This is a genomic window from Aeromonas sp. HMWF017, assembly GCF_003061465.1.
GTDB lineage: Bacteria > Pseudomonadota > Gammaproteobacteria > Enterobacterales > Aeromonadaceae > Aeromonas > Aeromonas veronii.
This window is the reverse complement of sequence record NZ_QAJD01000136.1, coordinates 80075-104723: the sequence shown is the minus strand read 5'-3', so window position 1 is coordinate 104723 and position 24649 is coordinate 80075. Positions and strand designations below refer to the sequence as shown.

Annotated in this window: 26 protein-coding genes; 20 read left to right on the top strand and 6 right to left on the bottom strand. The window is 59.8% G+C overall.

What is annotated here, in order from left to right; genetic code table 11:
• The 7 genes from DBR30_RS14015 to ttcA all read left to right on the top strand — a co-directional run.
• A partial coding sequence (locus tag DBR30_RS14015; protein WP_181363585.1) for a FixH family protein occupies window positions 1-202 on the top strand: 202 nt, incomplete at its 5' end.
• 86 nt (window positions 203-288) lie between these two features.
• Window positions 289-2673, top strand: coding sequence for a heavy metal translocating P-type ATPase (locus DBR30_RS14010; RefSeq protein WP_108542131.1), 2385 nt, complete (start codon window positions 289-291; stop codon window positions 2671-2673).
• 138 nt (window positions 2674-2811) lie between these two features.
• On the top strand, window positions 2812-3000 hold the full coding sequence (gene ccoS, locus DBR30_RS14005) for a cbb3-type cytochrome oxidase assembly protein CcoS (protein WP_005336630.1): 189 nt from the start codon (window positions 2812-2814) through the stop codon (window positions 2998-3000).
• Window positions 2984-3670 carry a sulfite exporter TauE/SafE family protein gene (locus DBR30_RS14000; RefSeq protein ID WP_108542130.1) on the top strand — a complete coding sequence of 229 codons (687 nt, stop codon included), beginning with the start codon at window positions 2984-2986 and terminating at the stop codon, window positions 3668-3670. The genes ccoS and DBR30_RS14000 overlap by 17 nt, the downstream gene beginning before the upstream one ends.
• A gap of 68 nt (window positions 3671-3738) precedes the next feature.
• Entirely contained in the window at window positions 3739-4494 is a 756-nt protein-coding gene (locus tag DBR30_RS13995; RefSeq protein WP_005351934.1) for an FNR family transcription factor, read from the top strand.
• Window positions 4495-4645: 151 nt separating this feature from the next.
• On the top strand, window positions 4646-5593 hold the full coding sequence (gene uspE / locus DBR30_RS13990; RefSeq protein WP_005345417.1) for a universal stress protein UspE: 948 nt from the start codon (window positions 4646-4648) through the stop codon (window positions 5591-5593).
• A gap of 74 nt (window positions 5594-5667) precedes the next feature.
• Window positions 5668-6576: a tRNA 2-thiocytidine(32) synthetase TtcA gene (gene ttcA, locus DBR30_RS13985; protein WP_005336634.1), complete on the top strand. Its 909-nt coding sequence runs from the start codon at window positions 5668-5670 to the stop codon at window positions 6574-6576.
• 102 nt (window positions 6577-6678) lie between these two features.
• Here the strand turns inward: ttcA and DBR30_RS13980 are convergent, their stop codons facing one another.
• Together DBR30_RS13980 and DBR30_RS13975 are read right to left on the bottom strand one after the other, a co-directional pair.
• A complete protein-coding gene (locus DBR30_RS13980) occupies window positions 6679-7365 on the bottom strand; it encodes a DUF2987 domain-containing protein (protein WP_108542129.1) in 687 nt (228 codons plus the stop codon).
• A gap of 16 nt (window positions 7366-7381) precedes the next feature.
• Entirely contained in the window at window positions 7382-8119 is a 738-nt protein-coding gene (locus tag DBR30_RS13975; RefSeq protein WP_181363584.1) for a hypothetical protein, read from the bottom strand.
• A gap of 201 nt (window positions 8120-8320) precedes the next feature.
• Here DBR30_RS13975 and potA point away from each other — a divergent pair, with 201 nt between their 5' ends.
• From potA to DBR30_RS13905, 13 genes are all read left to right on the top strand, one after another.
• Window positions 8321-9424: a spermidine/putrescine ABC transporter ATP-binding protein PotA gene (gene potA / locus DBR30_RS13970; protein ID WP_108542128.1), complete on the top strand. Its 1104-nt coding sequence runs from the start codon at window positions 8321-8323 to the stop codon at window positions 9422-9424.
• Entirely contained in the window at window positions 9411-10298 is an 888-nt protein-coding gene (gene potB / locus DBR30_RS13965) for a spermidine/putrescine ABC transporter permease PotB (RefSeq protein WP_108542127.1), read from the top strand. Before potA ends, potB begins: the two co-directional genes overlap by 14 nt.
• Window positions 10295-11065, top strand: coding sequence for a spermidine/putrescine ABC transporter permease PotC (gene potC, locus DBR30_RS13960; RefSeq protein ID WP_005336644.1), 771 nt, complete (start codon window positions 10295-10297; stop codon window positions 11063-11065). The genes potB and potC overlap by 4 nt, the downstream gene beginning before the upstream one ends.
• A gap of 81 nt (window positions 11066-11146) precedes the next feature.
• Window positions 11147-12214: an extracellular solute-binding protein gene (locus tag DBR30_RS13955; protein ID WP_108542126.1), complete on the top strand. Its 1068-nt coding sequence runs from the start codon at window positions 11147-11149 to the stop codon at window positions 12212-12214.
• Between the two features lie 376 nt (window positions 12215-12590).
• A complete protein-coding gene (locus DBR30_RS13950) occupies window positions 12591-12995 on the top strand; it encodes an MbcA/ParS/Xre antitoxin family protein (protein WP_005336648.1) in 405 nt (134 codons plus the stop codon).
• Complete coding sequence (locus DBR30_RS13945; RefSeq protein ID WP_108542125.1) at window positions 12995-13684, top strand: RES family NAD+ phosphorylase; 690 nt, start codon at window positions 12995-12997, stop codon at window positions 13682-13684. The genes DBR30_RS13950 and DBR30_RS13945 overlap by 1 nt, the downstream gene beginning before the upstream one ends.
• A gap of 434 nt (window positions 13685-14118) precedes the next feature.
• The gene (locus DBR30_RS13935) at window positions 14119-14736 is read left to right on the top strand and encodes a glutathione S-transferase family protein (RefSeq protein ID WP_108542124.1); all 618 of its coding nucleotides are present in this window, start codon (window positions 14119-14121) and stop codon (window positions 14734-14736) included.
• A gap of 230 nt (window positions 14737-14966) precedes the next feature.
• Window positions 14967-15386, top strand: a complete 420-nt coding sequence (rbsD, locus tag DBR30_RS13930; RefSeq protein WP_108542123.1) for a D-ribose pyranase — start codon at window positions 14967-14969, stop codon at window positions 15384-15386.
• A gap of 36 nt (window positions 15387-15422) precedes the next feature.
• Entirely contained in the window at window positions 15423-16952 is a 1530-nt protein-coding gene (gene rbsA, locus DBR30_RS13925; protein WP_108542122.1) for a ribose ABC transporter ATP-binding protein RbsA, read from the top strand.
• Window positions 16949-17917 (top strand): ribose ABC transporter permease, encoded by a 969-nt coding sequence (gene rbsC, locus DBR30_RS13920; RefSeq protein ID WP_005336670.1) that lies wholly within the window; start codon window positions 16949-16951, stop codon window positions 17915-17917. The genes rbsA and rbsC overlap by 4 nt, the downstream gene beginning before the upstream one ends.
• Before the next feature lie 30 nt (window positions 17918-17947).
• Window positions 17948-18823, top strand: a complete 876-nt coding sequence (gene rbsB / locus DBR30_RS13915; protein ID WP_108542121.1) for a ribose ABC transporter substrate-binding protein RbsB — start codon at window positions 17948-17950, stop codon at window positions 18821-18823.
• 108 nt (window positions 18824-18931) lie between these two features.
• Entirely contained in the window at window positions 18932-19864 is a 933-nt protein-coding gene (rbsK, locus tag DBR30_RS13910) for a ribokinase (RefSeq protein WP_108542120.1), read from the top strand.
• Complete coding sequence (locus DBR30_RS13905; RefSeq protein WP_042053688.1) at window positions 19864-20868, top strand: substrate-binding domain-containing protein; 1005 nt, start codon at window positions 19864-19866, stop codon at window positions 20866-20868. Before rbsK ends, DBR30_RS13905 begins: the two co-directional genes overlap by 1 nt.
• A 47-nt stretch (window positions 20869-20915) precedes the next feature.
• On the opposite strand, the gene DBR30_RS13900 is transcribed toward DBR30_RS13905, so the two are convergent.
• The 4 genes from DBR30_RS13900 to DBR30_RS13885 form a co-directional block, all read right to left on the bottom strand.
• Entirely contained in the window at window positions 20916-22604 is a 1689-nt protein-coding gene (locus tag DBR30_RS13900) for a GGDEF domain-containing protein (protein ID WP_181363583.1), read from the bottom strand.
• Complete coding sequence (locus DBR30_RS13895) at window positions 22604-23080, bottom strand: hypothetical protein (protein ID WP_108542133.1); 477 nt, start codon at window positions 23078-23080, stop codon at window positions 22604-22606. The genes DBR30_RS13900 and DBR30_RS13895 overlap by 1 nt, the downstream gene beginning before the upstream one ends.
• 91 nt (window positions 23081-23171) lie before the next feature.
• Window positions 23172-23945 carry a Sir2 family NAD+-dependent deacetylase gene (gene cobB / locus DBR30_RS13890; protein WP_005336680.1) on the bottom strand — a complete coding sequence of 258 codons (774 nt, stop codon included), beginning with the start codon at window positions 23943-23945 and terminating at the stop codon, window positions 23172-23174.
• 60 nt (window positions 23946-24005) lie between these two features.
• A complete protein-coding gene (locus tag DBR30_RS13885; RefSeq protein WP_108542118.1) occupies window positions 24006-24647 on the bottom strand; it encodes a GNAT family N-acetyltransferase in 642 nt (213 codons plus the stop codon).
• Window positions 24648-24649 lie beyond the last annotated feature (2 nt).

Sequence of the window (24649 nt, the reverse complement as noted above, 5' to 3'; positions counted from 1 at the left end):
GTTCCACCCGACCTTGGCCGGTCAGGACAGCGAACACATGATCACCGCCGATGCGAGCGGCACCTATCGCCTCCATTTCGACAAGCCGCTGGTCGGCAAGTGGCACATTCGGGTCGATGCCTTTGATCATGAGTGGCGATTGCAAGAGACCGTCCAGCTGCCCACCCTGGCCCCTGTCGAACTCGACCCGAAAGGACGCTAAGCCATGACCGGCTGTTCTCACTGTGGCGAGCCGGTTCTCGCCAGCTCCTCTGCTGCTTGCATTCTGCATTCAGGGGGGCATCAATCATGACCCCCTGCTTTCACTGTGGCGAGCCGGTACCCACCAATAGTGGCTATTCCCTCGAGATAAAGGGGATTGTTCGCCCCATGTGCTGCCCCGGTTGTCAGGCTGTGGCAGAGACCATCATGGAGTGCGGCCTCGCCAGTTACTACGATCACCGCACCGCTCCCGGCACCAAGGGCGATCTGGTGCCCGAGGAGCTGGCCGCCCTCACCCACTACGATCTGGCAGAAGTGCAACAGGAGTTTGTCACCGACAGCGGTACCCTTCGCGAAATCCAGCTGACAGTAGAAGGGCTCACCTGCGCCGCCTGTGCCTGGCTTATCGAACGCCACCTGATGACACTGACGGGCCTGCGCTACATCAACGTCAACACCACCACCCACCGGGCTCGCATCAAGTGGGATCCGGACCAGCTATCCCTGAGTGACATTCTCAAGGGATTCGCCCAGATCGGCTATCGTGCCTACCCGTTCCAGACCCATCAACAGGAGGCGCTCTACGCCAAAGAGGTGCGCAGCTATATGTTCCGGCTGGCACTGGCAGGGCTGGGCTCAATGCAGGTGATGATGTGCGCCGTGGCCCTCTACATGGATCTCTTCATCAGCGTTGAAGATGAGTTCATGGTCTACTTCAAGTGGATAAGCCTGTTACTTTCCACCCCCATCATGATCTATTCGGCCCAGCCCTTTTACGTGGGCGCCTGGCGCAGCCTGAAACAGGGTCACCTGTCGATGGATGTGTCGGTGTCGCTGGCGCTGATCGGGGCTTTTATCGCCTCCATGTGGGCCACTGTGTTCAATACCGGTGAGGTCTATTACGACTCCATCACCATGTTCGTCTTCTTCCTGCTGCTGGGGCGCTTTCTCGAGTTGCGGGCCCGGCGCAAGGCGTCGGAATCAAGCTCCAATCTGGCGCGACTGGTGCCCATCATGGCGACCCGCATCGATGAGGAAGGGGAACATGAGGTAGCGGCCAAGACCTTGCAGGTCGGCGATCGGGTACGGGTGCTTGCTGGCGCCACCTTGCCGGCGGACGGCATCATTGTCGAAGGGCAAGCCAGCCTCAACGAATCCATGCTGACCGGTGAACAGCTGCCCCTGCTCAAACAGCTAGGCGATCAGGTCTATGCCGGCACCATCAACACGGATGCCCCGCTGCAGATCCGGGTCAGCCACCGTATCGAAGAGTCTCGGATCGCCCAGATCATGCGGCTGCAGGATCACGCCCTCGACGACAAACCGGCCATCGCCCAGATGGCGGATCAGCTGTCGCGCCACTTTATTCTGGTGCTGCTGATCATTGCCGCCGCGGTCTGGACCTTCTGGCACTTCCATCAACCGGATCAGGCGTTCTGGGTCACCCTCGCCGTGCTGGTTGCCACTTGCCCCTGTGCCCTGTCGCTGGCCACCCCGACGGCGCTAACCTCGGCCACCGCCAATCTGACCCGCAACGGCATTCTGCTGCGCCGTGGTCATGTGCTGGACGTGCTGACCAAGGCCAACCGGATCGTGATGGACAAGACTGGCACCCTGACCACAGGTGAGATCAGTCTGACCGGCACCACCACCTTGGCAGAGATGGACGAGACGCAATGCCTCGCCATCGCCCGGGCCATGGAGGCGCAATCCGAACACCCCATAGCTCGCGCCTTCCGGCTGCCCGCCGGCAGCATCGCCGTACTGCCATCCGCCCGCGAGATCACCCCGGTCATCGGTCACGGCATCACAGCTCTGGTGAATGGCGTACGCTACCGCATCGGCAGTGCCCGCTGGCTTGGGCTGGATCCGGCGCAAGAATGCGGCCGCGGTCTGGCTATCTATCTGGCCGACGAGCAGCAGGTCTTGGCCCGCTTCAATCTGGAAGATACCCTGCGCCCCGATGCCAGGGCGCTGATCGCGGCATTCAAGGCGGCCGGTCTGCAAACTACCGTGCTGACTGGCGACAGCTCTTTGCAGGCAGACGAGATTGCCCGCGAGCTGGGCGTGGATGAGCTGGTCAAGGGGGTCTCACCCGATGGCAAGCTGGCCTACCTCAAGGCACGGGAAGCCCAAGGAGATATCAGCATCATGGTGGGCGATGGCATCAACGACGCCCCGGTACTGGCCGGGGCGCACGCCTCGTTCGCCATGGCTGGTGGCACCGATCTGGCGAAAAACAGCGCCGATGCCATCCTGCTGGCCGATGACCTGAGCCGACTGCTCGAGGCCAGAGTGCTGGCAATGCGTACCCGCAAGATCATCATCGAGAACTTCGCCTGGTCCATCGGTTACAACCTGCTGGTGCTGCCGCTGGCGGCCTGCGGCTGGCTGCCCCCCTATCTGGCGGCGGCGGGCATGTCGCTCAGCTCACTCATCGTGGTAACCAACTCCATGCGCCTCAACCGATGAGGCTGGTGGCGGAAAATAGCTGAAAATGTGGCCTGCCTCCGATGCAGGCCACATTTCTCACTGATAGCGGCTGGCCCCCTGCCCGAACAGGGTTACCATAGGGGACGCTTGCCAAGGATGAACGCCAAGGTACCTCCCATGAACATAATTTTTGTCCTGATCCCCATCGCTATTCTGTTTGTGATCATCGCCGGGGTCGTCTTCTTCTGGGCCATTCGCTCCGAGCAGTTCGAGGATCTCGACCGGCAGGGTTCCAACATCCTGTTTGACGAAGAGCAACCTGCCCACAAACCCGTAAAGCCTGCTGACCATGACCCACAACCTTGATCTGGCCGGCGCCCTGCTGGTCGGACTGGCAGGCTCTGCCCACTGTATCGGCATGTGCGGGGGCGTCTCCGCCGCGCTCTCCATGGCGATCCCCGCCAACAAGCAGCATTTTTGGGGGCGACTCGCCTATCTGCTCAACTACAACCTCGGCCGGATCCTGGGCTATGTCATTGCAGGTGCACTGGTGGGCGGCCTGCTCGCCACCACCAGCGAGCTGGGCGCAGGCAAACACGCTATTGCCGGCTTACGCCTGGTGGCGGCATTATTGATGATTGCGCTTGGTCTCTATCTGGCGGGCTGGTGGCAAGGGATCTTGCTGCTGGAGCGGCTCGGCGCCAGACTTTGGCCCCGTATCAAACCGCTGGCGGGCAAATTTATCCCCTTCACTTCACCTGTGCAGGCACTGCCCTTTGGCATGGTGTGGGGCTGGCTCCCCTGCGGGCTGGTCTACTCCATGCTGACCTGGAGCGCAGCGGCCGGTTCGGCCAGTGGCGGGGCGCTCATCATGCTCTTTTTTGGTCTCGGCACCCTGCCCACCCTGTTTGCGTTGGGGGGGCTTGCCGATCGCCTGAGATACTGGCTAACCCTGCGCAGTTTGCGCCTTGGCGGTGCCCTGCTGCTCATTTTGTTCGGGGTGCATACCTTCTGGATTGGCATTGCTTCCTTTTGAAACCCTATCCAAAACGGATGAGTTGATGGTAAACTTGTTTGATATAAATCAATTATTCGTATGAGCCTATGATCCCGGAAAAGAAACCTGGCAGACGTATCCAGAGCGGTGGCTGTGCAATTCATTGCCAGGATTGCAGCATCAGTCAGCTCTGTATTCCCTTCACTCTGAACGACAACGAGCTTGATCAGCTGGACAGCATCATCGAGCGCAAGAAGCCGATCCAGAAGGGTGAAGAGCTGTTCAAGGCTGGCGATGAGTTCAAATCGCTCTATGCCATCCGTTCCGGGACCATTAAGTCTTACACCATCACCGAGCAAGGGGATGAGCAGATCACTGCATTCCACTTGGCTGGCGATCTGGTCGGTTTTGATGCCATCAACAAGCAGGCCCACCCCTCCTTCGCCCAGGCGCTGGAAACGGCCATGGTGTGCGAGATCCCCTTTGAAGTGCTGGATGATCTCTCCGGCAAGATGCCCAAACTGCGCCAGCAGATCATGCGTCTGATGAGCAGCGAAATCATGGGCGATCAGGAGATGATCCTGCTGCTCTCCAAGAAGAATGCCGAAGAGCGCCTCGCCGCCTTCCTGCACAATTTGTCGGTACGCTTCTCCGAGCGCGGTTTCTCCGCCAAGGAGTTCCGTCTCTCCATGACCCGTGGTGACATTGGCAACTATCTGGGACTGACCGTCGAGACCATCAGTCGTCTGCTTGGCCGCTTCCAGAAGTCCGGTCTCATCAGCGTCAAAGGCAAATACATTACCGTGCTGGATCAAGTCGCCCTTGGCATGATGGCCGGTGCCACTCGCCCACCCTGCGGCTGATTTTTCCGCTTACCCTCTCACTTTTCTCCTGCTTTCCCTGCCGGATCCTTTCCTCTGGAATGTGATCCGGTACGTTCCCCATACCCTCCTCCTGCGCTAAGCTGTAATGGCTAAGATTCTGCTGTCATTGGACTTTTCCAAGGAGGAGAAGATGGTCAAATATCAGAATATTCTGGTGGTTATCAATCCAGAAGAGGAGCGTCAAATCGCCCTCGAACGGGCAGTCAAAGTCGCCGAGCTGGACGAAAACGCCCATCTGACCCTGCTGCTCACCATCTATGACTTCTCGTATGAAATGACCGCCATGCTCTCGGTGGACGAGCGGCAAGAGATGCGCGACGGCGTCATTTCACAGCGACGTGAGTGGCTGGACGAGATCCTGACCCCCTATCGGGCACAGGGGATCGAATGCGAGGTGAAAGTAGTCTGGCACAATCGCCCCTTCGAGTGCGTCATTCAGGAAGTGCTGGAGCAGCGCCACGATCTGGTGGTCAAAGCCACTCATCATCACAGCTTCCTGCAAACCTTCATCTTTACCCCCACCGACTGGCACCTGCTGCGCAAATGCCCCTGTCCGGTGCTGCTGGTCAAAGAGGGTCACTGGCAACGGGGCGGCAACATCATCGCCGCCATCAACTGCTCAAGCGACGATCCGGATCAGAAACTGCTCAACGAACGGATCACCCAGGAGGGAAGCGACATCGCCGAGCTGCTGGGCTCCAACCTCTATCTGGTCAACACCTACCCGGGCACCCCGGTCAACGTGGCCATCGAGCTGCCGGAGTTTGATCCCAACGCCTACAACGAAGCTATCCGCAAACACCACGAAAGCCTGCTGCTGAGCCATGCCGACAAGTTCGGGATCGGTCATCTCTGGACCCGGGTTGCTGAAGGACTACCGGAAGAGGTGTTGCCGGATATGGCCGAAGAGCTCAAGGCGACCCTGATGATCATGGGCTGCGTCGGCCGTACCGGGCTTTCTGCTGCTCTGCTCGGCAATACTGCCGAACATGTGATTGACCGTCTCTCCTGCGACATCCTGATCCTCAAACCGGCCGACTACAGCTGCCCGGTCGACAGTCGTCGCAATCAATCATAAGGTGCCTGGCACCTTGCCCTCCCCCGGGACATGGCTATAATAACGCGCTTATTTGTGTCCCGGGTTTTACGAGCATGCTAGAAGAGCTGAACGCCAAAGAAAAATACAGTTTTAACAAACTGCAGAAGCGCCTGCGGCGCAACGTGGGTCAGGCCATTGCCGACTTCAACATGATTGAAGAGGGCGACAAGGTCATGGTCTGCCTCTCCGGCGGCAAGGACAGCTTCGGTATGCTCGACATACTGATGAGCCTCAAAGCCAGCGCCCCCATCCATTTCGATCTGGTTGCCGTCAACCTGGATCAGAAGCAGCCCGGTTTCCCCGAACATGTGCTGCCCGAGTATCTGGATTCCCTCGGCATCGAGTACAAGATTGTCGAAGAGGATACCTACTCCATCGTCAAGGAGAAGGTACCGGAAGGCAAAACTACCTGCTCTCTCTGCTCACGGCTGCGCCGCGGTATTCTCTACCGCACCGCCCAGGAGCTGGGTTGCACCAAGATTGCCCTTGGCCACCACCGCGATGACATCCTCGAGACCCTGTTCCTCAACATGTTCTACGGTGGCAAGCTCAAGTCCATGCCGCCCAAGCTGGTGAGCGACGATGGCAAGAACGTGGTGATCCGCCCGCTGGCCTACTGCAAAGAGAAGGATCTGATCCGCTACGCCGATGTCAAAGCCTTCCCCATCATTCCGTGCAACCTGTGCGGCTCACAGGAGAACCTGCAGCGTCAGGCCATCAAGCAGATGATGCAGGATTGGGATCGCCGCTTCCCCGGTCGTATCGAGACCATGTTCACCGCTATTCAGGACGTGATCCCGAGCCACCTGCTCGACCACAAGCTGTTTGACTTCAAGAGCATCAACCGCGACTCCGGCATCATAGATGGCGGCGACAAGGCGTTTGATCCGCCCGAGATGCCAAAGGCGCCGCTGCTGGATATCGACGAGATGGACATGCTGGATGTGATTGAAGTGCGCTAAGCCGCGCTCACAAGGCAAACGCCACGCAATAAAAAAGGAGCGATCATCGCTCCTTTTTGCTTTCTGGATTGGCCTGTCACTGCGGTGACAGCGCGACCGATCTCACCCTTTATGCAACCAGGGGGTCAGTCGCAGCACCTCACCCTGCAGGCGCAGTTGCCCGGTGGCGAACGCGGCCAGTTGCTCATTGCTCAGCAGCAGATGGCCTTCCTGCCAGGGCAGCGCCTCCTGACGGGCGCCATCAATCAGATAAGCTGTTCCGCTCTGCTGCACCAGGGTAATGCGTACCCCTTCCATCTTCGGCAGGAAGTGCTTGCCGACCATGCCCGCCATCTTGTCGAGCAGCAACTGCATCTGCTGCTGACGGGCCGCCAGCTCGGCCAGCGGCAGCTCGGGACCGTTCGGCGCATCGGCCATCACCTGTACCGTCATATCGCAAGTGGCGTGCTCTTCTTTCAGGCCGACGGTCACGATCCCCTTGTCGAGGTTGAGATCCTCATCAAAAGGCAGGCGCAGTTCGCTATCAACCGTTACCTCGCCCGCCAACTCCTTGCTGTCGGTTGCAACCCGGGCAAAGGTGAGGCCGCAGCGCTGACCATTTTGCGGATCGGTCAGATAAAAACCCAGTCTGGCGTGACCAAACTCCCCTTTGGCAAAGGTCTTCATCTGGCTGTAGAAGGTGCTGTATTGCAGATCCAGCACCGGCTCAGCCAGCGCCAGCCCAGGCAGCAAGAGCGTGGCCAGCAGGCTCTGGCGCACAGCCTTGGTCACTCCATATCGACGGGTCATTCAACGTCCTTTTGCATCATGCATTGAAATGGTTGGGGCCTTCTGTCACCTCGTTAACCTCTACCCCCACCCCACAGAGATCCCGATAGAGGATCCCCTTGCAGTTGAAATAGAGCGGTGCCACCCAGATAAGCCCCAACCCCATAGGGATCAGAGCCAGGAAGAAGAGCGCGGTCATCACGCCGTGAAACAGCACAATGCTGGGCCAGCCGCGCGCAAAGAGCTTGAGAGAGACCAGAATGGCCTGGGGCGGCGTCAGGCCGCGCTCCAGCACCAGAGGTACGGTAAAGAGCAGCCCCATGCCGATCAGGGCCGAGGGAATGAAAGAGAGCACGGCGGGCAAACCCAGCAGATCGAACAGCGGGCCAAACAGGCTGGTGAGCAGACTGCCAAGCAGGCTCAACATGCCGAGGCGTACAAAGTGGCGGAAGAAGTCGAACACCTGGTTGGCACGGGCACGCACCCCGACCGACTGTTGCAACCCCAGCATATCGAGGGAGCTGGTCATGGGGGCCATCACCACCGTCATCAGCAGGCTCAGCACCATGGCCACATTCATCTGGTTGTCATCCCCCAGATAGGGCAACAGCAGCACATTGCTAAGCAGAATCCAGATCGCCGTCACCCCGACAATCGCCAGCAGCAGGCCAAATCCGGTACGGCGGGTCTGTTGCCATCCCTCCTGGATGACCCCTTTCAGATCAAGGCGGTAGCCCTGGTTCAGAGACTGCTCAAGGGAGCCGCCAATACGCATTTTATTACTCAATTGACTATCCAATATCGAAAACGACCAAATCAGGTGGCACATTATAGCGATTTGGTCCGCTATTCGTAGCCGTTTTTCCTGCGCACTTGCGGCTAATTCGGGCCAAAAAACCTTTAATTTCATGTGTCGGCTGCATAGAATGCGGCCCTCTTTCAACACGATGGCCACTGGCTGGGGTGAGACTGGCGGATGATGAACAATCCACAGGTAATTGTCGCGCTGAACAAGATCAGCAAAAAATACGATGGCAAGGTGATCCTGAGTGACCTTGACCTTGAAATCTATGACGGTGAATTTCTTACCCTGCTGGGCCCCTCCGGCTGTGGCAAGACCACCCTGCTGCGCCTGCTGGCCGGGCTCGAATCGGTCGATGGTGGCACCATCCATCTGGCCGGTGACGAGATCACCCATATCCCCGCCGAACACAGGCACATCAACACCGTGTTCCAGAGCTATGCGCTCTTCCCCCATATGACGGTGTTTGAAAACGTCGCCTTTGGCCTCGAGATGCAGAAAGTACCGGCCAGCGAGATCCGCCAGCGGGTCGAGGAGACCCTCGCCATGGTGCAGCTCACCGAGCTGGCAAATCGCCGCCCGGATCAGCTCTCCGGCGGTCAGCAGCAACGGGTCGCCATCGCCCGCGCGGTAGTCAACAAGCCCCGCCTGCTGCTGCTCGACGAATCCCTCTCGGCACTCGACTACAAGCTGCGCAAGCAGATGCAGAGCGAGCTCAAGGCGCTGCAGCGTCGCCTGGGCATCACCTTTGTCTTCGTTACCCATGATCAGGAAGAGGCACTCACCATGTCTGATCGCATCCTGGTGATGGAGGGCGGCAAGATCATCCAGCGCGGCACCCCGCGCGATATCTACGAATCGCCAGCCAATCTGTTCGTGGCCCGCTTTATCGGCGAGATCAACGTGATGGATGGCAAGCTGATCAGTCAGCGCGAGCCCGGTATCTGGCAGGCCGAGGTAGAGGGGCGCGAATGCCTGCTTCATACCTCCTTGCCATTCCAGCCAGACGACAAAGTACTGGTGCTGCTGCGCCCGGAAGATCTGCGCATTCTCGATCAGGATGACGATCAGAGCGGCGCGCTGCGGGGCAATATCCGCGAGCGAAACTACAAGGGGGCGACGCTGGATTCGGTGATCGAGCTCGAAAGTGGCAAACAGCTGCTTATCTCCGAGTTCTTCGACGAGGATGACCCCGACTTTGACTACCGCCTGGGTCAGGAGGTGGCGATCCACTGGGTCGACAGCTGGGAGGTGGTGCTGCCCTATGAGCCTCACTAATCTGCGGGTACCGCACAGCTTTGCCCACAACGGCTTTCGCAACGGAGCCATTGCGCTGATCCTGGGCTGGCTGACGCTGTTTGTCTTCCTGCCCAACCTGATGATCATCGGCGTCAGCTTCCTGACCCGTGACGAGTCCGAGCTTATCGCGCCGTTCTTTACCCTGAGCAACTATGGCCGCCTGCTGGACCCCCTCTATTTCGAGGTGCTGCTCCACTCCCTCTGGCTGGCGCTGCTCGCCACCACCATCTGCCTGCTGGTGGGCTACCCCTTTGCCTGGCTGCTGGCCCATCTGCCAGCGCGTATCCGCCCGCTGCTGCTGTTTCTGGTGGTGGTGCCGTTCTGGACCAACTCTCTCATTCGCACCTATGCGCTGAAGGTGCTGCTCGGCACCCGGGGACTGATCAATGGCTGGCTGCTTGATCTGGGGCTTATCGAGCGGCCGCTGCAGATGATGTATACCGAGGTGGCTGTCATCATCGGGCTGGTCTACGTGCTGCTCCCCTTTATGGTGCTGCCGCTCTACTCCAGCATCGAAAAGCTGGATGGCCGTTTGCTGGAGGCGGCGCGAGATCTTGGCGCCAACGGCTGGCAGCGGCTGGTGCGGATCATTTTGCCCCTCACCCTGCCCGGCATCATCGCCGGTTGTCTGCTGGTGTTCCTGCCCGCCATGGGGATGTTCTACGTCTCCGACTTGCTGGGGGGCGCCAAGCACCTGCTGATCGGCAACCTGATCAAGACCCAGTTCCTCAACAGCCGTGACTGGCCCTTTGGCGCCGCCATCAGCGCGATGCTGACGGTGCTGATGGCGCTCTTGGTCTACTGCTACTGGCGGGCGGGCAAGCTGCTCAGCAAGAAGGGGGAGCTGGCATGATGCGCGCACTGAAGGCTCTGTTCCTGCTGCTGGTGTTTGGCTATCTCTATGTGCCCATCGGGGTGCTGATCGCCAACTCCTTCAACCTGTCGAAATATGGTATCGACTGGCGCGGCTTTACTCTGGGCTGGTATGAGAAGCTGTTTGCCAGCGCCAGCCTGATGCAGGCGGCCCAGCACTCCCTGACCATCGCCGCCCTCACCGCCACCGCCGCCACCCTGATCGGCACCCTCACCGCCGTGGCGCTGTTTCGCTACCGCTTTCGCGGCAAGCAGTACGTCAGCGGCATGCTGTTCGTGGTGATGATGTCCCCCGATATCGTGATGGCTATTTCGCTCCTGACCCTGTTTGTGGTGACCGGCATTGCGCTGGGCTTCTGGTCGCTGCTGATCGCCCACATCACCTTCTGCCTGCCGTTCGTGGTGATCACCGTCTACTCGCGGCTGTGCGGCTTCGATGTGCGGATGCTGGAGGCAGCGCGAGATCTGGGGGCTGGCGAGTGGATCATCCTGCGCCGCATCATACTGCCGCTGGCCCTGCCGGCGGTGATGGCGGGCTGGCTGCTCTCCTTTACCCTGTCGCTGGACGACGTGGTGGTGAGCTCCTTTGTGACCGGCCCGGCCTACGAGATCCTGCCGCTCAAGATCTACTCCATGGTCAAGGTGGGGGTCTCCCCCGAGGTCAACGCCCTGGCCACCCTGATGCTGGTCGCCTCCCTCGGGATGGTGCTGCTGGCGCAACTGTTACTGCGTAAACGGCAGGGTTGACCCTGCCCGTTTCGTCCCCGCCATCTTTGGCGAACTCTGTCACGGTGGGCCGCAAGGCCCCATAACCCCAAGGAGTTGTTGATGACAATCCAACACAAGGCCGGCGCCCTGCTGGCAGCCGCCCTCACCCTCACCACCCCGCTGCTGAGCCAGAGCGCTCACGCGGCCGACGACAAGGTGGTCTACTTCTACAACTGGTCGGAATATGTGCCGGACGGCCTGCTGGAGCAGTTCCAGCAAGAGACCGGCATCAAGGTGATCTACTCCACCTACGAATCCAACGAGACCCTCTACGCCAAGCTGAAAACCCATGGCGACGGCTATGACGTGGTGGTGCCCAGCACCTATTTCATCTCGAAAATGGCCAAAGAGGGGATGCTGCAGCCGCTGGATCGCGCCCAGCTGCCCAACTTCAAGCACCTCGACCCTACCCTGCTCAACCATGAGTACGACCCGGACAACCGCTACTCCATCCCCTATATCTGGGGCGCAACCGGCATCGGCACCAACACCGACATCATCGAGCAGCCGGTCACCAGCTGGAAACAGCTCTGGGCACCGGAGTGGAAAGAGAGCCTGCTGCTGATGGACGATGCCCGCGAGGTGTTCCATATCGCGCTGGTGCAGCTGGGTTACAGCCCCAACACTCAAGACAAGGCGCAAATTTCTGAAGCCTTCGAATACCTGAAAAAGCTGATGCCCAACGTCAAGGCGTTCAACTCCGACAACCCGGCCGACCCCTTTATCGCCGGTGAGGTCAATATCGGCATGCTGTGGAACGGCTCGGCCTACGGCGCCCAGCGCGAATATCCCTCCATCCAGATGACCTACCCCGAAGAAGGCGCCGTGCTCTGGATGGACAACCTCGCCATCCCGGCCAAAGCCAAACATGTGAAAGAGGCCCACGCCCTGATCAACTTCCTGATGCGCCCCGATGTGGCCGCCAAGGTGGCCGAGGCGATTGGCTACCCCACTCCGGTCAAGGATGCCATTCCCCTGCTCACCCCGGCGTTTCGCAATAACCCCATGGTCTTCCCGAGTGACGAGATCAAGCGCAAGGGGGAGTTCCAGTCCGATGTGGGGGATGCCTCCCGCCTCTACGAGCAGTACTTCCTGCAGTTGAAAGCCATGGTGGCCAAGGCCGGTTAAGTCGGCGGTTAATCGACCCTGACGGGCTTAATGGATTAAGGGAGCAATCGCTCCCTTTTTCATCTTCACCTCTTCGATGCCTAAACACGACAGCACACCGATCGACATATGGCGCGCCTAGTGTCTGGCCTCCATCAAGCTGGCCCATCGGCTCGAAAATCAACCCAATGTACCAGCCAGGACCACACCAGATAGTGGCTGACCACTGAGTGTTTTTTGCGTGACCTCAAGGAAGAAGATTAACGCCCAAGAATGAACATATATGTGCACATATGTATAAATGTGTACATGTGTGCGCATTTCTTCTACACTAAACTCAAGTTAACATTTCACGCGCCAGACAGCCGTCTGGCGCTGACTATAGTAAGGAGGACATATGGCCAACACTGCACAAAAAGCCCTGAAAAATGGCGCCATTGACCCCAGTAAGGCACTGCCTGTGGTATTCCGTATCCTGGATAAGTGGCACTGCAATACAGATGAACAGCTGAAACTTCTTGGCATTTCATCCCGTTCAACATTGAACAAATACAAAGAGTCAAACGGCGGGATCCGTCTGACCGTGGATATGCAAGAACGGATGAGCTACATCCTCAATATCCATAAGTGTCTGAGGATGCTGTTCAGTGCCGACGACAGCATCTACGGCTGGGTGCGCAAACCCAACAGCCATCCCTTCTTTGCCGGGCGCAGCGCGATGGACATTATGAACGCTGGCCGCGTGGCTGATTTGTATGAAGTGGCCACCCGTCTGCATGCCTGGCGCGGGGGGATGGCCTGATGCAAGAGCCGCCACTGATTGAACTCAAGGGGGAGCGAGCCTATCGGATCATTCCAAGCCGCTACCCCACCATCGATCTCTATGAAGACGTAGCTAATGCGGACGAACTGGAGGCCGTCTGGGCCATAGAGTCACTGACCAATGATCGGTTGAATGAAGCGGCGGGTGTTCTGTCGTTGGTACCGAAAGAGGATTGGTTGGTCGGGCTAAATGGCAGCAGCTATGTGATGGCAGCCTTCACCCATATCAACCCGGAAGGAGCCCGATTCACCACTGGCGATTTCGGCGGTTACTACTGCGCCCCCCTGCTCGATACTGCCATCAAAGAGACTGTGTATCACCAAGAGCGCATGTTCGGCTACACCAACGAACCCGCTCAGAAAGTACAGATGCGGGTGCTCTATACCGAGTTCAACGCCAATCTGGTCGATATCACCAGCGCGGAATTTCTCTCCACCCCGCTTTATCACGCAACCAACTATGGTCAATCCCAAGCTTTCGCCCAAGAACAGAAAACCAAGGGGATAGACGGTATCCACTACCGTTCTGTGCGCCACAGCGGTCATAACTGCCATGTGCTCTATCGCCCCCGTCTGGTCACCAAGATTCACCAAGCCCAGCATCTGGAATACCACTGGAATGGCAGTGCCATCGCCAATGTGTTGGAAATTAAGCTATATGGGGAATAAGGTTCTGTCTTATTGATAATAATTGCGGTGCTCCCCTTCAAGTCTGAAAGGATCATCGCAAAAAGGATCTGTATTCCCGCACACGGGCATCAGTCTTCCACCTGCATGATTTCTCACAGATAGAGTGCATCGCGAGGCGGGAGCGCTATTGCCCCCCCAGTCCTTTCAGTACCAACTTGCCACCCCTCAGTCGTCAGCGATGCCATCAAGCTCAGCAACATCTGGTTCGAGGTTTTGGCCAAGGGGTTTAGGGTGTGGGCAAACAGCAAAGCGGCCAAAGTCGATTAATTCTGCACTTTTTCATCACCCCTCAGGGGTGTAGATTGGTTGGGGGGCAAGCGTTGCCCCCTCTCTTTTTTCATGACCCTCCGTGGTGTTACGCGAAACAATCTTTCGCCGATATTGCGGGTGGCCTGAGCCAATCAGGAGTATTCATGTCCGATCTGACCCTCTATTTCGCTCCCGGCACCTGTGCCATGGCCGTGCAGATTGCCCTGCTGGAAGCGAATGCCCCGTTCCAACCCCGTCTCGTCAACCTCGCCGCAGGGGAGCAACGTGACCCAGCGTATCTTGCCATCAACCCCAAAGGGCGGGTGCCTGCCCTGATCACCGAGCAGGGCACCCTGACCGAGACCCCGGCCCTGCTGCTCTATGTGGCGCAGCGCTTCCCCGATGCCAAACTGGCGCCGCTGGACAACCCGTTCTTGCTGGCCCGCATGCAGGAGGTCAACAGCTTCTTCGCCTCCACTGTGCATGTCTCCCACGCCCATGGTCGCCGTGGCAGCCGCTGGGCCGATGACGAGCAGGCCATTGCCGCCATGCAGCAGAAAGTCGCCAGCAATATGCGCGATGGCTTTGCCCAGATTGAGCAGCACTATCTGGCAGGCCCCTGGGTACTTGGCGAGCAGTTCAGCGTGGCGGACATCTATCTGTTCGTGGTCGCGGGCTGGCTGAAAAGCGATGGGGTCGAGATCAGTGAATTCCCCAAAGTTGCCGAGCATTATCAGCGCATGCTGAGCCGTCCGGCGGTCGCCAAGGCACTGGCCAACTAACTATAAAATCAATAGCTCGATAAATAACAAGGGGGTCAGGGCTCTGCTGACACCCTTCCTGCCTCCTCCCTTGCACTTCTTCTCCCGCCTTTGAGATCGTTTTCACATTTCCGTGGTTTTGCCGTGGCCCTTCCACCCTAAAAAGCCTATCTTTGCGCCATAACGCAACCGGTTGCGTAACCGGTTGCCTGAGAAGAAACTGCGATGGCGAAAGCCTGATGAGGTGCTGTATGAAACGAGGCGTACTGCTCAATGCTCCCCTGAGTGCTCTGGTGGCACAGATGGGTCACACCGACGAGATCACCGTCTGCGATGCGGGCTTGCCCATTCCGGCAGGGCCGGAGCGGATCGATCTGGCGTTGATGGCGGGGACGCCCAGCCTCGAAACCGTGCTGAGCGCCCTGCTCACCGATCTGGTGGTGGAGAAAGTGATCATGGCAAGCGAGATCAAGCAGATCAGCCCCGCCGCCCATCAGGCGCTGGTCGATCAGCTTGAAGCGCACGCAGCTGCCCAGGGCAAGCCCATCGCCATCGAATACTGCCTGCATGAGGAGTTCAAAACCCGCTCCCGCCAGAGCAAGGCCATCGTGCGCAGCGGCGAGGTGACTCCCTACGCCAACCTGATCCTCTGCGCCGGTGTGGCGTTCTGACCTTCTTCAAAGAAGGCCTCTTCAAGGAAGCTGCAAATGAGCACAACCTCCCCCCTCTCACCCATTCTGGAGCTGACCGGGATCGTCAAGACCTTCCCCGGTGTGCGCGCCCTCGACGAAGCGGGTCTGCGGGTCTATCCGGGCCAGGTGATGGCCTTGCTCGGTGAAAATGGCGCCGGCAAATCCACCCTGATGAAGGTGCTGACCGGCATCTATCAGGCCGATGCGGGCAGTGTCAGCTACCGCGGTCAACCGGTTCACTTCAAGGGGCCGCGCGATTCTCAGGATCAGGGGATCAGCATCATCCACCAGGAGCTGAACCTGCTGCCGGAGTTGTCGATTGCCGCCAACATCTTCCTCGGGCGCGAACCGCGTACCCGTTTTGGCAGCATCGACCACAAACAGCTGCGCGAGCGGGCAAGCACCCTCCTGGCGCGACTTGGCGTCAAACACGGGCCGGATACCCGACTCGGGGATCTCTCCATCGGCGAACAGCAGATGGTGGAGATCGCCAAGGCGCTGTCGTTCGATGCCAGCGTCATCATCATGGATGAACCCACCGATGCGCTGACCGATACCGAGACTGAGCAACTGTTCAAGGTTATCCGCGAGCTGCGTGAGCAAGGTTGCGGCATCGTCTATATCTCCCACCGCCTCAAGGAGATCTTCGAGATCTGCGATCGGGTCACCGTGCTGCGCGATGGCAAGTGGATCGGCGAGAAGGCGGTGAGCGATCTGGATGAAGACAAGATCATCGAGATGATGGTGGGTCGGCGGCTGGAAGAGCAGTACCCGCGCCTTGAGCGCGAGCTCGGCCCCGTCAGCCTGCAGGTGAAGGATCTGGCTGGTCCCGGCGTGCGCGGGGTGAGCTTCTCCCTGCGTCAGGGGGAAATTCTGGGCTTTAGCGGCCTGATGGGCTCCGGCCGTACCGAGCTGATGAAGCTTATCTATGGCGCCAGCCCCATCAGCACCGGTGAAGTGCAAGTTGACGGTCATGCTCTGGTGCCCAAAAGCCCGGCGGATGGTCTGGCCGCAGGCATCGCCTATATCTCTGAAGATCGCAAGGGTGATGGGCTGGTATTGGAGCTATCGGTGCGCGAAAACATGAGTCTGTGCGCCCTCGACGAGTTCATCAGCAACGGCAAGATTGACGGCAAGGCCGAGCGGCAGGCGGTGAGCGACTATGTGCGCCTGTTCAACATCAAGACCCCGAGTCAGGATCAGCTGATCAAGCTGCTCTCCGGAGGCAACCAGCAGAAGGTGGCCATCGCCAAGGGGCTGCTGACCCGGCCCAAGGTGCTGATCCTCGACGAGCCGACCCGCGGCGTCGACGTGGGGGCGAAGAAGGAGATCTATCAGCTGATCAACCAGTTCAAGAAGGAGGGGATGAGCATCATTCTGGTCTCCTCCGAGATGCCGGAAGTGCTCGGCATGAGTGATCGCATCATGGTGATGCACGAAGGGCGCATCAGCGCAGAGTTCAACACCCGCGATGCCAATCAGGAGAAGCTGATGGCGGCGGCAGTCGGTAAACAGTGGCAAGCAGAGCAAGAGGCATCCCAATGACAACCCAAACCCTTTCCCGCCGTGGCGTTATGAGCAAGGCGTGGTGGATCGAGAATAAATCCCTGGTCGCGCTGCTGGTCCTGATTGGTGTGGTCTCCTTTCTGAGCCCCAACTTCTTCACCGCCGACAACCTGCTCAATATCCTGCGCCAAACCTCGGTCAACGCCATCATGGCGGTCGGTATGACGCTGGTTATCCTTACCGCCGGTATCGATCTGTCGGTCGGCTCTGTGCTTGCCCTGTGCGGCGCGCTGGCCGCCACCATGGTCGCCATGGAGCTGCCGATCTGGCTGGTGGTGCCCCTCACTCTGGGTGCCGGTGCCCTGCTGGGCGGCGTCAGCGGCCTCATCATTGCCAAGGGCAAGGTACAGGCATTTATCGCCACCCTGGTCACCATGACCGCTCTGCGCGGCATCACCATGGTCTATACCGAGGGTCGCCCCATCTCCACCGGTTTCAGTGACGGCGCCGATCACTTCGCCTGGCTCGGTACCGGTTACCTGTTCGGTCTGCCGGTGCCCATCTGGCTGATGGCCATCGTCTTCCTGCTCGCCTGGTTCATGCTCAACCACACCCGTCTCGGTCGCTACATCTACGCGCTGGGCGGTAACGAGTCTGCCACCCGCCTCTCCGGTATCAATGTGGATCGGGTGAAGCTGGCAGTGTATGGTCTGTGCGGCGCGCTCTCGGCACTGGCAGGGCTTATCGTTACCTCTCGCCTCTCCTCTGCCCAGCCGACGGCGGGCATGGGTTACGAGCTGGATGCCATCGCCGCCGTGGTGCTGGGTGGTACCAGCCTGATGGGCGGCAAGGGCCGCATCATGGGGACCCTGATCGGTGCCTTGATCATCGGCTTCCTGAACAACGCCCTCAACCTGCTCGACGTATCCTCCTATTACCAGATGATCGCCAAGGCCAGCGTGATCTTGCTTGCCGTGATGATCGATAACAAAAGCAATCGTTGATAAGACAAGCCACACACAAGGAATGAAATGATGAAAAAGCTCAATACCCTGCTCGCTGCCGCCATCATGTCCGTGCTGGGCACCGCCCATGCCGCCGATCAAACCCTGGCCATGGTGGTCTCCACCCTCAACAACCCCTTCTTTGTCACCATGAAAGAGGGTGCCGAAGCCAAAGCCAAAGAGCTTGGCTACGAGCTGGTGGTACTGGACTCCCAGAATGACCCGGCCAAAGAGCTCTCCAACATGGAAGATCTCACCGTACGCAAGGTCGGCGCCATCCTGATCAACCCCACCGACTCCGAAGCGGTGGGCAACGCCATCCGTCTGGCCAACCGCGCCAACATCCCGGTACTGACTCTGGACCGTGGTGCTGCGCAGGGTGAGGTCAAGGCCCATATCGCCTCCGACAACGTGGCAGGCGGCAAGCTGGCCGGTGACTTCATCACCGAAAAACTGGGTACCGGCGCCAAGGTCATTCAGCTGGAAGGGATTGCCGGTACATCCGCCGCCCGCGACCGTGGTGAAGGTTTTGCCCTGGCCGTAGCGGCCAACAAGCTGCAGGTGCTGGCTTCCCAGCCCGCCGACTTTGACCGCACCAAGGGTCTGAACGTCATGGAAAACCTGCTGGCTGCCCACCCGACCGTACAGGCGGTGTTCGCCCAGAACGACGAAATGGCGCTGGGTGCCATCCGCGCCGTGCAGGCTGCCGGTAAAGAGGTGATGATCGTTGGCTTCGACGGCACTGACGATGGCAAAGCCGCCGTAGCCAAGGGTAAACTGGCCGCCACCGTAGCCCAGCAGCCTGCCCTGATCGGTGCCATCGGCGTCGAGACTGCCGACAAGGTGCTGAAAGGTCAGCTGGTTGAGAAATCCATTCCGGTCCCGCTGCAAGTGGTCAGCAAGTAAGTGCTCGAGGGGAGGTTCGCCTCCCCTTTTCCCTCTCGTTCAGGTGCCTCCCGGCTTGGGCTCACTCCATCACAGTGTTCAAGCCAAGATGCATCAGGAGTAGTCAACATGAATCGTCTCGTCGTTCTGGGCAGTGTCAATGCAGACCACGTGCTGCGCGTTCCCCACTTTCCTCGCCCGGGTGAAACCCTGACCGGTCACAGCTATCAGGTGGTGCCCGGTGGCAAGGGGGCTAATCAGGCTGTCGCAGCTGCCCGCCTCGGCGCCCCCGTCTCCTTTATCGCCCGCATCGGTGATGACGCCATCGGCCACCAGATGAAAGCCGGCTTTGCCAAAGATGGCATCGACGTCAGTGCCGTCGAGCTCGATCCCAAGCTCCCGACCGGTATCGCCATCATCTATGTGAGCGATGAGGGGGAGAACAGTATCGGTATCTCCGCCGAAGCCAACGGGGCCATCACCCCTGCCGTGGTGAAAAACCACGAAGCCATGCTCGCCGACGCCCACACCTTGCTGTTGCAGCTGGAAGTGCCGCTGGAGAGCGTTCATGAAGCTGCACGCCTAGCCCGCGCCCACGGCACCCGGGTGGTGCTCAACCCCGCCCCTGCCCGTCCGCTCTCAAGCGAGCTGCTGGCACTGGTGGACCTTATCACCCCCAACCAGACCGAGGCCGAGCTGTTGACCGGCGTCAAAGTCACCGACGAAGCGAGCGCGCGCGAGGCGGCAGCCCGCTTCCACCAGATGGGTATTGCGGATGTGATGATCACCCTGGGGTCGCAGGGGGTCTATTGCAGCAACGCACAGCAGCAGCAGCTGATCCCGGGCTTTCGTGTCAAGGCGGTGGATACCACTGCCGCGGGCGATACCTTCAACGGCGCCCTGCTGGCGGCGGAACTGGCCGGAGCCGATTTCCACAGCGCGGTGCGCTTTGCCCACGGGGCGGCGGCGCTCTCCGTCACCCGGTTCGGTGCCCAGAGCTCCATCCCGAGCAAGCAGGAGGCCGACACCTTCCTGCTTGAGCAGACTGCGCAGGGGCACTGATGGCCAATATCAAGGAGGTGGCGGCGCTGGCGGGGGTCTCCACCACCACCGTATCCCACGTCATCAACGAGACCCGTTTCGTGGCCGAGGAGACCCGTGAGCGGGTCTTTGCGGCCATGCGCGAGCTCAACTATGCCCCGAGTCTGGTGGCTCGCAGCCTCAAGGTGAAGGAGACCAACAGTATCGGCATGCTGGTCACTACCTCCAGCAACCCCTTCTTTGCCGAAGTGGTGCGCGGGGTGGAGCGTTACTGCTTCGAGCAGGGCTACAACCTGATGCTGGGCAACACCGAGGGTCAGGCCGAGACCGCCCTCTCCTACCTCAAGATGATGCTGCGCAAGCGGGTCGATGGCCTGCTCATCATGTGTAGCGAAGGCCAACAAGAGGTGTTCAATCAGCTCGACTGGCTCAAGAGCCTGCCGGTGGTGGTGATGGATTGGGGGCTGGTCAGCGAGGATGTGGATCTTATCGCCGACAACTCCTTCCACGGTGGTTATCTCGCGACGCGCCATCTGATTGAGCTGGGCCATACCGCCATCGGCTGCATCACAGGCCCCCACAGCCGCGCCCCCGCCAACCAGCGCCAAGCTGGCTTTGAACAGGCGTTGCAGGAGGCGGGTCTCACGATCAATCAAGAGTGGATCCAGGAGGGTGATTTTGACTGCGCCAGCGGCCATCAGGCGATGACCCGTCTACTGGCATTGCCCGAGCGTCCCACCGCCCTCTTTGTCTGCAACGACATGATGGCGATGGGGGCCATCAGTGCCGCCCATCAGGCCGGGCTGGTGATCCCGCGGGATATCTCCATCGTTGGCTATGACAATGTGGCACTGGCAGAATTTATGTCGCCGCCGCTCACCACCGTCAACCAGCCCAAAGAGGAGCTGGGGCGCCTCGCCGTCACCCGCCTGCTGGCCCGCATCAACGGCGAAGCGGTGGAGAACCACCTGATCACCGTCGACCCGGACCTGGTGATCAGGCAATCCTGCGCCCCTCGCCCCTGATTTTCAGGGGCAATAAAAGAACAAGGCGACCCCGAGGTCGCCTTGTTTCATTTTGTCTCTTGCCGATGCAATACCGCTTTTTGCCCTAAGGCCAGCGACCTGGTCTCCCTGGCCGCCAGCACTTGCAGTGGCACCAGCCCCAATCGTCTGGCCAGAGGTTGCAGCAACTCGCCATCTTCATCACCCTGCGGCAGCCAGTAGCGGACAGGCCAGCCGGCTGCCAGCTGCGCCGCGGTTGTACTGCCAATCTCTCTGAGCGCCAGAGTGCAACCCTGTTGCCGCAATCCCGCCAGCAAGGCACTATCCTGCTGCAGCATCGGCACCAGCAACACCAGCGGCGTACGGGAAGCCTCCGGCAGATAGGCCAGTAGATGAGTCAGCTGGGCCTGGTTGTCGAGCGGGACCAGCAGTGCCCGACCATCGGCATACTGCGCCTCGTGCGCTTGCAGCACACGGGCCAACACGGGCCCCAGCACACCGCACTCCTGCAGCCAGCGCATATGGCAAGGCACTCCCTGCTCACGCCACTCAATCGCCAATTGCCACATGTCGTTGCCCTGCCCGTCCGTCAGCGCCTGCAATGCCACTCGCAGCGGTGCTGGCTCGCGTCCCGCCAACCACTCTCGCAGCTGATGAAGCTGCTGCTGACTCAACTGCAACTGCTGCAGCATGGCAGGCTCAAACCAGCTGATCGCCCCCTCCTGGCTACGCTTGGCCTGATTGAGGGCCAGGATGGCCTGATCCAGCAGCCGGGCGGCATCCTGTTGCTGCGCCTTGGCGACCCCGAGCCGACAGGCCAGATCGAAGCTGCACTCCCGGGTCACGAACTCGAAATGGAGCAGATCCACCAACTCATGAATGGCGGTTTCCAGCGCATCATCTGCCTTGGTCAGCACCACGGCAAATTCGTCACCACCGAGGCGGTAAGCGTGACTGCCATGAGCCTGTTGCAGCTTGTTGGCCACCATCTGCAACAACCGATCACCGACCTGATAACCCAGCAGATCATTGACCTGCTTGAAGCGCTTGAGATCGAGCACCACCAGGGCGCTCACATCATCGGCATGCAGAGCGCGAGAGAGCTGCTCCTGCAGGGCACGGCGGTTGCCAAGCTGGGTCAGGGGATCGAGCAGGGCAAGCCAACGGTTCGCCAGATTGGCGCGAATGAGGGCTGCGACCAGAGCGCCACCGGTCAGCAACAGGATCAGTTGCCAGATCTGCAGCCAGAACAGGCTGTTGCGGATCTGGCTGACCGAATGCTCCCGCTCCTGACCGGAGAGGATCTGATCCCCTATCTGTTCGATGAGACGGGTCTGACTGACGATCGCCTCCTGCAAGCGGGCAAGCTCAGCCCCCTCGCGCAGCGCACCGGCCTCCATCTGGGGTTCGAGCTGCTTGATTTGCTCGAACAGGGTGGCCAGCACTTTGCCGAGCCCGTGCCGCTGGCGCATCTCGGCGGTTTCACTGCTGATGAGGAAGATGTCGAGCCGGTTCCACAGCAGATCGTAATCGAGGCTCAGGGTCTCTATCGTCAGCCTGCCGGCCCGATAGAGCTGCAAGTCGTAGAGAAAACGCTGGGATTCGAGCATCACCTGGCTGATGTTCCAGTGGACATTGCGGTAGAAGGTATCGACCAGCTGCTCCTGCCGATACTGCAGATAGAGGCTGCTGCCCGACGAGAGCAGAAACAGCAGCGACACCGCAACCAACAGCAGATTTTGGCGGGATAGCCCCATCAATCGACGATCTCGATGCGGGTCACCTGCCACACCATGCAGTTATGGATGGCGGGCACGTCCAGCTTGGGATAGGTGGTGAACGGGATGAGCAGCCAAAGCGGCCCCTTGTTGCGCCGGGTCAGCGGTTTGCCGTCCTCCTGACGCACCAGGGTCAGCGGCACGCCGTCGAACAGGGCCAGATCCACCACCTGCTGATAGCCGTTGAGGGCCGAGACGGCGATCTTGCGGGCATCCGGGATCCCTTGCGCCGCCAGCACGGCTGACAGGGTCGGGCCGCGATAGTGGTGGGCGCCCTGAGTCCAGGGGGTCGTAGTGGTGAATTCGGTCTGTGGCAAGGCGGAGAGAGCCGCCTCATCGAGGGTCACCTGCTGGCCATCTGGCAGTACCAGGGTCATCAGGGGGATGGAGGCCGATGTGCTGGCACTGGCCAGCATCAGGAGAAAAAAAGCGATCCATTGCTTTACTGCGGTCATGGTAATTTGCGCCAACTGCGTCCCATTTTTTTAATGGTTGCCAGTGTGGCGATTTCACCGAACCATTGCAACTGTCCCGTCGCACAGTAGCTCAGGGACCGCGCATCTCCATCCAGTTGTGTCCCTCGACTTGCCTCGGTTGATGAATGCCGCACGCCTCCAGCAACTCATCGACATAGGCGGGCACCAGCAGGGAGGCTGGGCCATAACGTTTCTCGTCAAACTGGCTACCTACCTCGCTCGGCTCGAGATTGAGCTCGATGGTGTGCGCCCCGTTCAATCCTGCTTCATGCACAAAACCGGCCGCCGGATAGACAGCGCCAGAGGTGCCGATGGAGATAAAGAGATCGCACTGGGCCAGCGCACTGTAGATGCGATCCAGCCCGAGCGGCATCTCGCCAAACCAGACCACATGGGGACGCATCGGCTGAGGGAACTGGCAGCAGGAGCAGAGCTCGTCCTGATGGAGATCACCGCGCCACTCGATCACCTGACCGGACTCGGGGCAGCGAGCCTTGAGCAGCTCCCCGTGCATATGGATAAGGTTCTTGCTGCCAGCGCTCTCGTGCAGATTGTCGATGTTCTGGGTGACCAGCGTCACCGAACCGGGCAGCAGTCGCTCGAGGCGGGCCAGCGCATAGTGGGCCGGATTGGGGTGAACCTGGGGCTGTTGCAGCTGTTTGCGGCGGGAGTTGTAAAAGCGCAGCACCAGTTCGGGATCCCGGGCATACCCCTCGGGGGTCGCCACGTCCTCGACCTTGTGCTCTTCCCACAAACCGTCGCAGGCACGAAAAGTCTTGATGCCGGATTCGGCAGAGATCCCCGCGCCGGTCAGGATCACGATATGTTTATATGACTGGGCCATAAGCTACTCCGTCTATCCCCGCACAATAAATGTGACCTTAGCACAGGGAAAAAAGTGTCACTATTCGCCCTTGGTCTTAAGCAGTGCGGCTGGCGGTTCGAGTAACCAAGCATCCAGTACCGACAGATCCAGTCTGACAAAGACCATCTCCCGCCCGGTTACCAGGGTCAGCGGTAAGCCAAGGCGCTTGAGCAGGGTCAGCATGGGCCGGTTCTGGGCCAGTACTTCCGCCGTCCACTCCCGAATCCCGTTCGCCCTGGCCAGCAGTGCCAGCGCCAGCAGAATGCGCCGCCCCGCCCCCTTGTGCTGAAAGTGATCCGCCACGATGCAAGAAAACTCCGCCCGATCGGGATGAAGGCGACGGCGGATTGATTGCGCCTGAGCCAGCGGCTCACCGGCCAGATCGGTCAGTAGCAGCGAGATCTGTTGTTCGGGATGGTAATTGAGAAATTGGGCCACCTGTTCCGGTGGCGGCGTCCGTTTCGGGCGCATAAAGCGCAGATAGATGCTCTCTTCACTCAATGCATCGTAAGCGGCCAGCATGCGGGCAGGCGCCACCCCATGCAGCTCGCGCAGCAGGCAAGGCACCCCGGAGACCTGCATCGCCAGTGGCAGAGCGGCCCGGGAAACCGGATGGGGCCAGCCATCCAGCCCTTTGCCAAGGCGCTCCCGGTGCATGGGCCAGCAGAGGTAGCGCGGCATGG

Bases quoted from the DNA above. Each gene is read 5' to 3' on its own strand.
- DBR30_RS14010 (WP_108542131.1), top strand. From the start codon at position 289: ATGACCCCCTGCTTTCACTGTGGCGAGCCGGTACCCACCAATAGTGGC.
- ccoS (WP_005336630.1), top strand. From the start codon at position 2,812: ATGAACATAATTTTTGTCCTGATCCCCATCGCTATTCTGTTTGTGATC.
- DBR30_RS14000 (WP_108542130.1), top strand. From the start codon at position 2,984: ATGACCCACAACCTTGATCTGGCCGGCGCCCTGCTGGTCGGACTGGCA.
- DBR30_RS13995 (WP_005351934.1), top strand. From the start codon at position 3,739: ATGATCCCGGAAAAGAAACCTGGCAGACGTATCCAGAGCGGTGGCTGT.
- uspE (WP_005345417.1), top strand. From the start codon at position 4,646: ATGGTCAAATATCAGAATATTCTGGTGGTTATCAATCCAGAAGAGGAG.
- ttcA (WP_005336634.1), top strand. From the start codon at position 5,668: ATGCTAGAAGAGCTGAACGCCAAAGAAAAATACAGTTTTAACAAACTG.
- DBR30_RS13980 (WP_108542129.1), bottom strand. From the start codon at position 7,365: ATGACCCGTCGATATGGAGTGACCAAGGCTGTGCGCCAGAGCCTGCTG.
- DBR30_RS13975 (WP_181363584.1), bottom strand. From the start codon at position 8,119: ATGCGTATTGGCGGCTCCCTTGAGCAGTCTCTGAACCAGGGCTACCGC.
- potA (WP_108542128.1), top strand. From the start codon at position 8,321: ATGATGAACAATCCACAGGTAATTGTCGCGCTGAACAAGATCAGCAAA.
- potB (WP_108542127.1), top strand. From the start codon at position 9,411: ATGAGCCTCACTAATCTGCGGGTACCGCACAGCTTTGCCCACAACGGC.
- potC (WP_005336644.1), top strand. From the start codon at position 10,295: ATGATGCGCGCACTGAAGGCTCTGTTCCTGCTGCTGGTGTTTGGCTAT.
- DBR30_RS13955 (WP_108542126.1), top strand. From the start codon at position 11,147: ATGACAATCCAACACAAGGCCGGCGCCCTGCTGGCAGCCGCCCTCACC.
- DBR30_RS13950 (WP_005336648.1), top strand. From the start codon at position 12,591: ATGGCCAACACTGCACAAAAAGCCCTGAAAAATGGCGCCATTGACCCC.
- DBR30_RS13945 (WP_108542125.1), top strand. From the start codon at position 12,995: ATGCAAGAGCCGCCACTGATTGAACTCAAGGGGGAGCGAGCCTATCGG.
- DBR30_RS13935 (WP_108542124.1), top strand. From the start codon at position 14,119: ATGTCCGATCTGACCCTCTATTTCGCTCCCGGCACCTGTGCCATGGCC.
- rbsD (WP_108542123.1), top strand. From the start codon at position 14,967: ATGAAACGAGGCGTACTGCTCAATGCTCCCCTGAGTGCTCTGGTGGCA.
- rbsA (WP_108542122.1), top strand. From the start codon at position 15,423: ATGAGCACAACCTCCCCCCTCTCACCCATTCTGGAGCTGACCGGGATC.
- rbsC (WP_005336670.1), top strand. From the start codon at position 16,949: ATGACAACCCAAACCCTTTCCCGCCGTGGCGTTATGAGCAAGGCGTGG.
- rbsB (WP_108542121.1), top strand. From the start codon at position 17,948: ATGAAAAAGCTCAATACCCTGCTCGCTGCCGCCATCATGTCCGTGCTG.
- rbsK (WP_108542120.1), top strand. From the start codon at position 18,932: ATGAATCGTCTCGTCGTTCTGGGCAGTGTCAATGCAGACCACGTGCTG.
- DBR30_RS13905 (WP_042053688.1), top strand. From the start codon at position 19,864: ATGGCCAATATCAAGGAGGTGGCGGCGCTGGCGGGGGTCTCCACCACC.
- DBR30_RS13900 (WP_181363583.1), bottom strand. From the start codon at position 22,604: ATGGGGCTATCCCGCCAAAATCTGCTGTTGGTTGCGGTGTCGCTGCTG.
- DBR30_RS13895 (WP_108542133.1), bottom strand. From the start codon at position 23,080: ATGACCGCAGTAAAGCAATGGATCGCTTTTTTTCTCCTGATGCTGGCC.
- cobB (WP_005336680.1), bottom strand. From the start codon at position 23,945: ATGGCCCAGTCATATAAACATATCGTGATCCTGACCGGCGCGGGGATC.
- DBR30_RS13885 (WP_108542118.1), bottom strand. From the start codon at position 24,647: ATGCCGCGCTACCTCTGCTGGCCCATGCACCGGGAGCGCCTTGGCAAA.